Raw genomic sequence first — 11267 nt, forward strand, 5'->3', positions numbered from 1 at the left:
TTTCCTCCAATTGTTTGATTGAAGGTTTAGCCAACTCAATGTCACTATCCTTTGGTACTCATTCGTTGAATCCACGGCCCTCCTTTTAGTGATTTTTTTAATGATTATTATCTGCCAAACGAGCCAGATGGATCGTTAAGTAGACAATTTCATCGTCTGACATATGATAATTAAATGTTTCCTGTAAGAATAAAGCGATTTTGTCCACGCAGCCAGAAGCCGTTTGGTATTTTCGCTGGATCATCTGGATCAATTCCTCCTCGACCTCACCTTCTTGGGTAAGGGACGTGTTCATCACACGGCTAAGAAAAAAACGAAGATGCGTGACAAATCGGAAAAAATAAAGCGATTCTTCATCAAAGGGTGTTTGATAATAATAGCGAACGATATTCAAAATATCTTGAATGGTTTTCGTAAACTGGTACATATTGTTCATACTATCTTGTTCTGATTGTGCATTGACTAAATGAAGGGCAATGAATCCAGCTTCATTTTCGGATAAATCAAATCCATATTTATGATGGACTTTTTCAATCGTTTTTTTACCTATTTGGTATTCTCTCGGAAATAATTGCTTGATATCATATAATAAAACATTAGGTAATCCAACGCCGGTTTTATAACGTTTGATCGCATTGTATAAATGATCGGTCAATGAAATATAAATGGATTCATTCAATGTCACATCTAACTTTTCTTTCGTATACTCAATGATCTCGTAGGAGAGTTCGAGGTATTCCATCGGGATATCCTCCGCTAATTTTTGAAAATGTCTCGACAGTCGATCATCTGTCAAATGAAATTCTTTATCCACACCCGCTTCTAAAATAGCATCACCAATCTTTTTTTTGAATGCTAATCCTTTTCCCATAACGATCATTTCTCGATTTAATTTGTCCCTTGTGACAACGACATTATTATTTAGAATTTTTTCAATCCGCATAATATCCCCTTTCTATGATTGTCACTCCTAAAAAAACAAAAAAACCCAAAAAGTCAGCCATGGAATCGTTTCATGGTGACTGATTAGGTTTAGCTTGCGTGATGCAATCACTATCCAACAGTATGTTCTTTTCTTCATAGTAGCGAAACAATTTTAAAATGTCAACGCTTTCTTTTGTATTATTCCTATATTTCTAAAAAAAATTCTTTCACGTTAACATGGAAACTACCACTCCCCCAGAACAGCCATTAACTAGACAGTAAGAATAGCCGATTGACTTTTTTGATTTGAATCACACCGCTATCAATCAAGTCATAAAAAAAAGCCTTGATCCCCAAAAGTTGGCATGTTTTTGGGGATTCAAGACTTATGAGTTGAGGCTAACTATTTTTATCACGGCTTACGATACAAGTGTTTCAAAAACAGATGCCTTTATTCTTCCCTGTTACTCACTTTGTAATTTGTACATATCTGCGTATAGCCCTTCTTCCGCTAAAAGTGTTTCATGATTCCCGCGCTCCACGATATGTCCTTTATCTAATACGAGGATCAACTCTGCATCACGGATCGTTGACAGACGATGGGCGATAGCAATCGTTGTCCGACCTTGACGCATCTTCGCAAGTCCTTCTTGGATCAACACTTCTGTTTCTGTGTCGATATTCGCCGTTGCTTCATCCAGAACTAAGATTTTAGGATCCGTTACAATCGTTCTGGCAAACGTGATCAATTGGCGTTGCCCACTTGAATAGCTCGCCCCTCTTTCAATCACTTTTGAATGATACCCTTTCGGTAAGTCTTCAATGAACTGATTCGCTTGGACAAACTCAGCGGCTTCACGTATTTGTTCGTCTGTGATCTCTGGATTCATCATTCGGATGTTTCCAGCGATATCCCCATAAAATAAGAACGCATCCTGTAATACTAGACCCATTTTATTGCGTAATTCAGCGATCGGATATTCACGAATGTCATGGTCATCAATCAAGATCTGCCCTTCGTAAAACTCATAAAAACGCATCAACACATTGATGATCGAACTTTTCCCACTTCCTGTATGTCCGACTAATGCGACAGTTTCTCCTGGATTAGCAACAAATGAAATATTGTTCAATACATTGTTTTTTCCATCATAAGAGAAACTGACATTACGAAATTCGATTTTTCCAGCAGTGATCGTCCGATCCGCTGATTCCTTTTGCTGTGGTGCATATTCTTCCGTGTCCATGATTTTCAAGATACGACTTCCTGCGACTGTTCCGTCCGTAAAGACACTCAAGAAGTCCATCATTTGCGACATCGGATTAAAGAATCCTTGAACATAGGTGGTGAAGGCAAAGATCAAACCGACTTCAACTGGTGAATGTAACGCGTCGAGTCCGAACAACGTCAAAGTCAAGGCAACTGCTAAAGCATATAAAAAACTGATGATTGGACTCAAAAGAATCGAATTTGTCTTGATCATGGCATAGCGAGTCGCTAGATACTCTTCATTGACTTCCTCAAATTCTTTTGCTAAACGCGATTCTTGACGAAATTGTTGGATGATCCGCATCCCAGAAATCGATTCATTTAATTTTGTGTTCAATTGACTCAAGCGCTCACGCATATTTCGATAGATCCTTGAACTGAATTTTTGATAATACCAAATCACTACTCCTAAAATCGGTAAAAAGATCAGACACCATAGCGCGATTTTTTGATTGATTTGAAACATCGCAATAAATGAAGAAATCACGGCAAAAATTCCTGTTAAAACCATCAGAAAGACATACCAAAATTCAAACAGTGTTTCTGTGTCATTAGTCACACGAGAAACAGTCGATCCAGCTGGCGTTTGGTCAAAGTACCGCATTCCTAGTGTATGAAGTTTCTCAAACAACTTTACACGGATATGTTGGTAGGTCTTCAATGACGCCATCGAATATAGATACCATTGGAAAAACCAGATGATACTTTTGACAATGACCCCAAATAGATAAAGCCCTGCAAAGAAAAGGATGACTTGTGTCGTTGCTGACTGCTTCGCTAGATGCTCATCCATGAATGTTTGGATGATCCTTGGCAATAGCACATTGATGACTGATAATACTAAAGCAAATAAAATCGCAATGATGAATGTCGAGCGAAAGGGTTTAGCAAATTGCATCAACCGTTTAATGATCGAAGCTTGTTCTTTATAGGTCATGGATTTTGACCATTCCGACTGATATTGATCTTCCATTATTCGCCACCTCCTTCAATTTTTGCTTCTAATTGTTGTTTCTGCCACATTTGTTCGTACCAACCGCCAAGAGCTAACAACTCTTGATGTGTGCCACGTTCAATGATCCGACCATGATCGATGACGATGATTTCATTGGCGTGCATGACACTACTTAAACGATGGGCCGCAATGATCGTGGTTTTGTTTTTCCGTTCTGCTTTAAGGTTACGTAAGATTGCTTCTTCTGTCTTAGCATCAACAGCGGATAATGCGTCATCCAAAATCAATAATTCGGGACTTTGGATCAATGCACGAGCAATCGACAACCGTTGCTTCTGTCCACCAGAAAGGGAGACTCCACGTTCACCGACCATTGTCTGGTACCCTTCTGGCAGTCCTTTGATTTCTGTGTTGATATACGCCAATTCCGCTGCTTCTTCCACTTCTTCTGGTGATTTCTGTGGATTGGAGAAGCGAATATTATCTAGGATCGTCATCGAAAACAAGAAATGATCTTGTGGCACATAACCAATCGAGCGCAACCAGGCATCTAGTGAGTAGTCTCTGATCGTTCGTCCGCCAAATTTGATTTCTCCTTGATAATGGTCATACTCACGCATCAATAATTTGATGATCGTCGTCTTACCGGCACCTGTTTTACCAACGATACCTAACGTATCACCTTCATTGATCGCAAATTTGATGTGTTCTAATGCTGGCTGTTCATCGTCTGGATAGGTAAATTGTGTGATTGCCACATTCAACTCACCTTTTGCTGGTGTCATTTCTGCTCCTACTTTTTCGACGATATGTGTTTTCTCATGCAATAGTTCATTGACACGATCATACGAAGCATTCCCTCTCTCTAGTACATTGAACAGACGTCCAATCGCAAACATCGGCCAGACAAGCATACCGATATAACTGATAAAGGAAACCATCTGTCCAATTGAGATCGTACCATCCAAGACATAACGTCCACCTAAAATAATTGTCGCCACATATGACAAGCCAATGATCAATGTGATGAATGGATCAAAAAGCGCATCTAAAAAGTTTACTCGCTTATTTTTCTCAATGGCATCATCGATCTTTTCTTGGAAATCTTCCAAGTCTTGTTTTTCTTGACCAAATGTTTTGATGACTTTGATACCTGTGATACTTTCTTGCGTTTTATCGTTGATACTTGAAAAGGCTTCTTGTGAGTCACGAAACGCATCATGTAATTTTGAGCCTAAGATCCTTGAAGTAACCGCTAATAATGGCAATGGGATCAATGCAATCAACGTTAACCGCCAATCAACGAATAGAACCATCGCAATGATCGTCGTTCCTCCAGTGATCACTGAATCTGCAAATGTTAAAATTCCTGCACCAGCTACATTTTGAATCGCGTTCAAATCATTCGTTGCATGAGCCATCAAATCACCCGTCCGGTATTTTTGATAGAACAAACTATCCATTCGCGTAAAATGAGCAAATAGACGCTGGCGTAATTCTTTTTCAAGTCTAGCTGCACTGCCCCAAATGTTCATTCGCCAAATATAGCGAAAAAGATATTGCAAAAAAGCTGCAATGATCAATACACCTATCCACAATGCAATGATTTGCATCGAGATATTTTGATCGGCGATTTCATCGATAATGATCCCGATGACTTTAGGTGGGATCAACTGCACTATTGCCACCGCGAACAAAGAAAATACGCCAATCAAATAGTGCTTTTTCTCTTGTTTAAAAAACCAACCCAATTTTCTGAAAATCGACATATACTTCCTCCTTCTAACTCCTAAAAATTTCATTTATTTCCGAGGTTGAATTGCATCCTCAGATATCGTTGATCACAATCGAAAAAATATGATCGTCATACAATTTATAAAAAATAATCATTGATCGGCATGAATGCGCTTTTCTCAAATGGAGAAAAAGAAAAAAGCGAGCTGAAATCAATCAGCCCGCTTTTTGATGTTGTCGAATAAGAACCTACTTCTTCCCTTGGTTCTTCATCTGTTGCATCATCTGACGAATTTTCTTTTCAGATGGTTTTTGCCCCATAGACATCATCATTGATCTTAACATTTCCTCATTAACGGGAGGATTTTTTTCTAAGTAATCTTTCATATATTTACGCGCAAGAAAGAATCCACCGACTGCGCCGATTAACAATGCAATAACTGCAATAAGTACAACGATTCCGTTTGATACCATGTAAATCTCTCCTTTCCTTTTCCTAATTGCTCTCAATGATTCATTTTACTAAAACTTACAAAAAAAAGAAAGGCGTTTTCTTAAGAATATGTAAAAAAAGTCATTTTTATTTCATGATTATACAAAAATACCTATTTAGAAAGTGAGCCACATTTAATTTTCAGGTTAGCCGAATTTTTTTCTTTTATTTTTTCGTCTCTGGGTGTAGAATGAATTCGAAAAGAAATAGAAGGGTGGTTTTCATTTGAATAATCACGAGAATAAACATAAATGGATTGAACACACTAATGGGTTATCCCTTTCAGAAGTAAACGGTACGGTTAAAGTACCAAAAGGAAAAAGTTTCTTCCGCACCTTACTTGCCTATTCCGGACCTGGTGCACTCGTAGCAGTCGGCTATATGGACCCAGGTAATTGGTCAACATCGATCACCGGTGGCCAAAATTTCCAATACTTATTGATGTCAGTTATTCTGATGTCCAGCTTGATTGCTATGTTACTACAATATATGGCGGCCAAACTTGGGATCGTCAGCCAAATGGATCTGGCACAGGCGATTCGTGCTCGTACGAGTAAAACGCTAGGGGTCATTCTTTGGATCTTGACCGAATTAGCGATCATGGCGACAGATATCGCTGAAGTCATTGGTGCAGCGATCGCTTTATATTTATTATTTGATATTCCTTTGGCAATTGCTGTCTTTATTACCGTCTTGGATGTCTTTGTCTTGCTTCTTTTGACAAAGATCGGTTTTCGTAAAATCGAAGCGTTAGTCGTCTGTTTGATTTTCGTTATCCTATTTGTCTTTGTCTACCAAGTGGCGCTTTCAAACCCTGATTGGAGCAGTCTCTTCAAAGGCTTTATTCCTAATAGCCAAACATTTGCTGAAGAACCAAAAATCGGTGGAGAGACCCCATTGACTGGAGCTTTAGGGATCATTGGTGCAACTGTGATGCCTCACAATCTCTATTTGCACTCTGCTGTTTCCCAAACCCGCGAGATCGATCGAAAAGATCCAGAAGATATTGCAAGAGCGGTTCGTTTCTCAACATGGGATTCCAATATTCAATTAACGATGGCTTTCGTTGTCAATGCACTTCTATTGATCATGGGGGTTGCCGTCTTTAAAACTGGTGCAGTTCAAGATCCCTCTTTCTTTGGTTTATATGAAGCACTTTCCGATCCATCTGCGATGAGTAACGGCGTCTTGATCGCCGTAGCTAAATCAGGCATTTTATCAACCTTATTTGCAGTAGCACTGCTTGCTTCTGGTCAAAATTCAACGATTACCGGTACATTGACTGGACAAGTCATTATGGAAGGCTTTATCCATATGCGCATGCCGATCTGGTTACGCCGTTTAGTCACTCGACTATTGTCCGTCATTCCAGTACTACTTTGTGTCTTGTTCACTAGCTCCAAAGGCACGATCGAAGAACATACAGCACTTAATAATCTAATGAATGAGTCCCAAGTATTCTTAGCTTTTGCCTTACCTTTTTCAATGATTCCTTTATTGATGATGACCAACAGCCAAGCAGAAATGGGCGCCCGTTTCAAAAATTCACTGATCGTCAAAATACTTGGTTGGTTTTCTGTCATCAGTTTGACGTATTTAAACTTGCGCGGACTCCCTGGACAAATCGAAGCTTTCTTCGGCGATCAAGCTTCTACTGCGTCAATCGCCCTTGCTGATCGGATCGCTTACATCATCATCGTTGCAGTTCTCGCCTTACTCGCTTGGACGATCGTTGATCTTTACAAGGGAAATAAACGCTATGAACAACGTTTACAAGAGTTGTCGTGAGCCATTCCCCCCTCTAAGCAGGAAAAAAAGAAGCATAGGTTTTGACCTATGCTTCTTTTTTGTGGTTACTAAATTAGAAAGTTCTATTTTTCATCATGAAGATAAATAGCTACCACGGCAATAGCTATGATTGTAAAAGCAACCATCCACCAGATCTCAGTTTGAAAATTAGTAGTAGTCGAGACAATCAATGACAAACCAATTGGTCCACCAATTTGGTGCATGGTATTCGTCAAACCACTTGCGATACCTGCTAATTCGTCAGGTGCTTCATGGATACCAGCAGATGTCACTGGCGCTAAAATCATTCCTTGTCCTAATCCAAGGATCATCATAGGAACAAAGATCGTTTGCCAATAACCATTAAACGGGTTCGAAACCGCCAGTAAAATCAACCCTATTACTAGTATTATTTCTCCAACAAACAATATCCTATTATTTCCAAATCGTGCAGTCATTCTCGGCAACTGCATCGCAATAATAAAATGAACTATCGTTAGTGGTAGAAAAGCAAATCCTGATTGTAACGCTGAGAATCCATATTGACTTTGCATCATTTGAGGTAAAAAGAACCAAAATGGCAGCATCGCCATCATAAATAAGAGACGAGTAGCATAGGCACCAGAACGTATCTTATTTTTAAAAAGTTCGAGGGGAAGCATTGGCGAAGAAGTCCTTCGCTCCCATAAAATAAACAAACCTAAAAACATGATACCTATGAATAAAAAGTTGCTTTTTCCTTCAGTAAGACCGTAGATGATTCCTATCAATCCGAGGATCGATAATAAACTTCCTAAATAATCAATACGTTCCCTTCGACGTTCCGAAGGTCTCACATATTTCAATGTTAAAACCACTAACAAAAGAGTAAATGGCACATTTATTAAGAAACCAGCGCGCCAAGAAATCAAGCTAGTCAGTCCCCCACCAACTAACAAACCAATACTTGAACCAATTCCCGCCGTTGCTCCATAATAAGAGATCGCACGTTGCCTCATATTATTTTGATAAGCATCCATGAGCAGTGCTAAAGATGTCGGAGCAATAATGGAACTACCTACTCCTTGGACACCACGCATCATGATCAACGTTCCTGCTGTTTGTGATAATCCAATAAGCAGTGAACTTATCCCAAAATAAATAAACCAACTAAAAAAATCTTTTTTCTTCCGAATAAATCAGAAAGGCGACCACTTAATAGTAAAAAACCACCAAAAGTAAGCGTATATGCACTTGATACCCATGAAAGTGCTCTTGCAGATAAACCTAAACTTTCTCCTATCTTCATAGAACTTGTAAAAATAATAGAATTATCCATTAAAATCAAAAAATAGGATAATAAAGTAATTGGTAAAATGACACCAAATTTTTCTCTCTTCAAATTTCCTAACTTCTTTCTATTGCTTTTATTATTTCGTCCTTTCACATTCGATTCTTTTAAACTTTTATCCTTTTCACAGATCAATAGTTTTCTATCATTCTTCTGTAGCCAACATTCTCTCCATAAACCATTCCACTTGTTGTGGTGCATCATGGTCAAAGAAGGCAGACTCTTTCATATCTAAAGCGGCTATTTTTTCAACATCTTCATTCGAAAGTTCAAAATCAAAGATATCAATATTTTCAGCCATTCTCTCTGGTCGAACAGATTTTGCTAGAGCAACGATCCCTCTTTGCATCAACCAACGAAGAACAACTTGTCCGACTGTTTTATCATATTTTTTACCGATTTCTGCTAATTCAGGATTTGTGAACAACTCGTGACGACCTTCAGCAAATGGTGCCCAAGCTTCGATTTGTACGCCATATTTTTCATGCCATTCTTGATCTTCTACACGTTGGTTCCAAGGATTTACTTCTATTTGATTGATTTGAGGTTTCACATCATTCAAACCAACAAATTCGATCATTTTAGCCGATTTGAAATTGGAAATCCCAATTGCACGTAATTTCTCTGCTTTTTGAGCAGCAACCATTGCACGCCATGCGCCATAGATATCTCCATAGGGTTGATGAATTAGATATAAATCAAGATACTCTAACCCCATTGCCTCCAGAGAATGTTCGATCGTTTCAGTTGCTTTTTCTTCTGGAGTTTGTAGAATAAATAATTTAGAAGTGACAAAAAGTTCATCACGCTTTACAATTCCTTCGGCGATCGCACGTCGGATTCCTTCACCAGTTTCTTTTTCATTTCCGTAAATAAATGCTGTGTCGATCAAACGATATCCTGCATTAATGGCTTGATAAACCGCTTCTGCTGTTTCTTCTAGTGGAATTTGATAAACCCCAAATCCTAGTTGAGGCATCTCTACACCATTGTTCAATTTTATTGTGTTCATGTTATTTCCTCCTTTTCTTCTTTACCTTTTCTATCCTAAACCTTGAAGTTAGATCCATAGCAAGAAAAAATTTTTACTTTTTTCGTTCCCATAATTTTTCGACTTTATCTGGAGTCATTTCCCCAGCCTTGAACTTCGCAATATGTTCATCATACGTTTCGATCTTATAAACCAGCAATTCTCTCACTTCCTGCATCTCCTCTAGTTTTCTATCTAGTTCTTCTAACTGATCAACTAAAATCTGCTTTTGCGCTTTTTCCACGTTTTGTGCTTCGCGTAATTGAGCCAAGTGAGCAAATTCAATGAGAGATTCTACAGACAAACCCGCGTTACGTAAATTTTTTGCTAAATAAATCCAATTTAGGTCATTTGTTGTGTAATCCCGATACCCACTCTCATTACGACTAACCGGCGGGATGACTCCTACACGTTCATAGTAACGGAGTGTATCCACACTCAAATCAAACATGTCAGCTGCTTTTTTTATATTCATTCCATCACCCTCCACTTTTATATAGGTTATCATAAACCCTAAAGTCAACTCCAAGGCAAATGATAATCAACAAATTTTCTTTATTTGATTGGTTTTCTTTTATCATCCGTTTCTTTCAAAATAAACATAACCTTATCTTTTTAATTTAAAATCAAGTTAACAACGAGAAGAGAAGCAACTTCTTCAAAAAATAAGGCACCATCCACAAAAATTTGAAGAACAATTTTCGTGGATGGTGCCTTATTTCTCGAGGCTGAACACTTCTGTCCCGACCTCATGTCATTCGATCCTAAAAATCAATTTATTTAATAAAGAATATGACTTACTTAGCCTTCTACATCTGCTAATAATTCTGGGAATACTTCTGGGTTGAAGGTTTCAGCTTTGAACATCGCGATTTCTTTCCCATAAGGGGCATAAGCTAATTTTTTATCTTTTCCGACATATGGTGTTTCAAGAATCTTTGAAACATCTTTGAACATTGGTTCATGGACGATTTTATTCAATGCATCAAAACCGATCGTACCAAAGCCGATATTGGCGTGGCGGTCTTTATGTGAACCTTGTGGATTTTTTGAATCATTGATGTGTAGTACTTTTAAGCGATCTAAACCAATCACTTTATCAAACGTTTCAATGACGCCATAAAAATCATTCGCTACATCATAGCCGGCATCATTCGTGTGGCACGTGTCAAAGGTGACTGATAGCTTTTCATTCAATGTCACTCCATCAATGATCTGTGCCAACTCTTCGAACGTTCTGCCGATCTCTGTACCTTTTCCTGCCATTGTCTCTAAGGCGATTTGTGCGGTCTGTTCTTTCGTCAAGACTTCATTTAGCCCTTCAATGATCCTTGCAATCCCTGCCTCTGCTCCAGCACCGACATGTGCGCCTGGATGCAATGTGATCTGAGTTGCTCCTAATGCTTCCGCTCGAACGATTTCTTCTCTTAAAAACTGTACAGCAAAAGGAAACATCTCTGGTTTCGTTGTATTTCCTAAATTAATGATATACGGTGCATGGACCACTATATTCTTCAATCCATTTTCTTCCATATATTGTTTTCCAGCTTCAATATTCATTTCTTCAATTGGTTTTCTACGGGTATTTTGTGGTGCGCCTGTATAGATCATAAAAGTAGAAGCACCATAGCTGGCTGCTTCTTCTGCTGCACCTAGTAACATCTTTTTACCGCTCATACTGACATGTGAACCTAATAACATCTTACTCCTCCTATAAAGCCCTCTCGGCTAGTCACTCAGTGA

At 38.7% G+C, this 11267-nt stretch carries 8 protein-coding genes and 1 pseudogene; 1 reads left to right on the forward strand and 8 read right to left on the reverse strand.

The genetic code is table 11. The features are described from left to right. Positions 1 to 97: 97 nt before the first annotated feature. The 4 genes from licT to ACH0AK_RS03555 all read right to left on the reverse strand — a co-directional run bounded on the left by licT (position 98) and on the right by ACH0AK_RS03555 (position 5357). Positions 98 to 943 (reverse strand): BglG family transcription antiterminator LicT, encoded by an 846-nt coding sequence (gene licT / locus ACH0AK_RS03540; RefSeq protein WP_023520009.1) that lies wholly within the window; start codon positions 941 to 943, stop codon positions 98 to 100. 445 nt (positions 944 to 1388) lie between these two features. Next, entirely contained in the window at positions 1389 to 3167 is a 1779-nt protein-coding gene (locus tag ACH0AK_RS03545; RefSeq protein ID WP_010734946.1) for an ABC transporter ATP-binding protein, read from the reverse strand. Beyond that, on the reverse strand, positions 3167 to 4918 hold the full coding sequence (locus tag ACH0AK_RS03550; RefSeq protein ID WP_023520011.1) for an ABC transporter ATP-binding protein: 1752 nt from the start codon (positions 4916 to 4918) through the stop codon (positions 3167 to 3169). The genes ACH0AK_RS03545 and ACH0AK_RS03550 overlap by 1 nt, the downstream gene beginning before the upstream one ends. A gap of 214 nt (positions 4919 to 5132) precedes the next feature. After that, positions 5133 to 5357: a YneF family protein gene (locus ACH0AK_RS03555; RefSeq protein ID WP_010734944.1), complete on the reverse strand. Its 225-nt coding sequence runs from the start codon at positions 5355 to 5357 to the stop codon at positions 5133 to 5135. 244 nt (positions 5358 to 5601) lie between these two features. On the opposite strand from ACH0AK_RS03555, the gene ACH0AK_RS03560 reads away from it, so the two are divergent. Continuing rightward, the gene (locus ACH0AK_RS03560) at positions 5602 to 7164 is read left to right on the forward strand and encodes an Nramp family divalent metal transporter (RefSeq protein ID WP_023520012.1); all 1563 of its coding nucleotides are present in this window, start codon (positions 5602 to 5604) and stop codon (positions 7162 to 7164) included. Positions 7165 to 7247: 83 nt separating this feature from the next. On the opposite strand, the pseudogene ACH0AK_RS03565 reads toward ACH0AK_RS03560, so the two are convergent. The 4 genes and pseudogenes from ACH0AK_RS03565 to ACH0AK_RS03580 form a co-directional block, all read right to left on the reverse strand. Then, positions 7248 to 8545, reverse strand: a pseudogene (locus tag ACH0AK_RS03565) (MFS transporter). A 94-nt stretch (positions 8546 to 8639) separates the two neighbouring features. Beyond that, the gene (locus ACH0AK_RS03570) at positions 8640 to 9506 is read right to left on the reverse strand and encodes an aldo/keto reductase (RefSeq protein WP_023520016.1); all 867 of its coding nucleotides are present in this window, start codon (positions 9504 to 9506) and stop codon (positions 8640 to 8642) included. A 73-nt stretch (positions 9507 to 9579) separates the two neighbouring features. Continuing rightward, positions 9580 to 9999, reverse strand: coding sequence for a MerR family transcriptional regulator (locus ACH0AK_RS03575; protein WP_010734939.1), 420 nt, complete (start codon positions 9997 to 9999; stop codon positions 9580 to 9582). 326 nt (positions 10000 to 10325) lie between these two features. Then, positions 10326 to 11225 (reverse strand): deoxyribonuclease IV, encoded by a 900-nt coding sequence (locus ACH0AK_RS03580; RefSeq protein ID WP_010734938.1) that lies wholly within the window; start codon positions 11223 to 11225, stop codon positions 10326 to 10328. Between the last annotated feature and the right edge of the window lie 42 nt (positions 11226 to 11267).

It is taken from the genome of Enterococcus pernyi, assembly GCF_045371165.1.
GTDB lineage: Bacteria > Bacillota > Bacilli > Lactobacillales > Enterococcaceae > Enterococcus_B > Enterococcus_B pernyi.

Bases quoted from the DNA above. Each gene is read 5' to 3' on its own strand.
- licT (WP_023520009.1), bottom strand. From the start codon at position 943: ATGCGGATTGAAAAAATTCTAAATAATAATGTCGTTGTCACAAGGGAC.
- ACH0AK_RS03545 (WP_010734946.1), bottom strand. From the start codon at position 3,167: ATGGAAGATCAATATCAGTCGGAATGGTCAAAATCCATGACCTATAAA.
- ACH0AK_RS03550 (WP_023520011.1), bottom strand. From the start codon at position 4,918: ATGTCGATTTTCAGAAAATTGGGTTGGTTTTTTAAACAAGAGAAAAAG.
- ACH0AK_RS03555 (WP_010734944.1), bottom strand. From the start codon at position 5,357: ATGGTATCAAACGGAATCGTTGTACTTATTGCAGTTATTGCATTGTTA.
- ACH0AK_RS03570 (WP_023520016.1), bottom strand. From the start codon at position 9,506: ATGAACACAATAAAATTGAACAATGGTGTAGAGATGCCTCAACTAGGA.
- ACH0AK_RS03575 (WP_010734939.1), bottom strand. From the start codon at position 9,999: ATGAATATAAAAAAAGCAGCTGACATGTTTGATTTGAGTGTGGATACA.
- ACH0AK_RS03580 (WP_010734938.1), bottom strand. From the start codon at position 11,225: ATGTTATTAGGTTCACATGTCAGTATGAGCGGTAAAAAGATGTTACTA.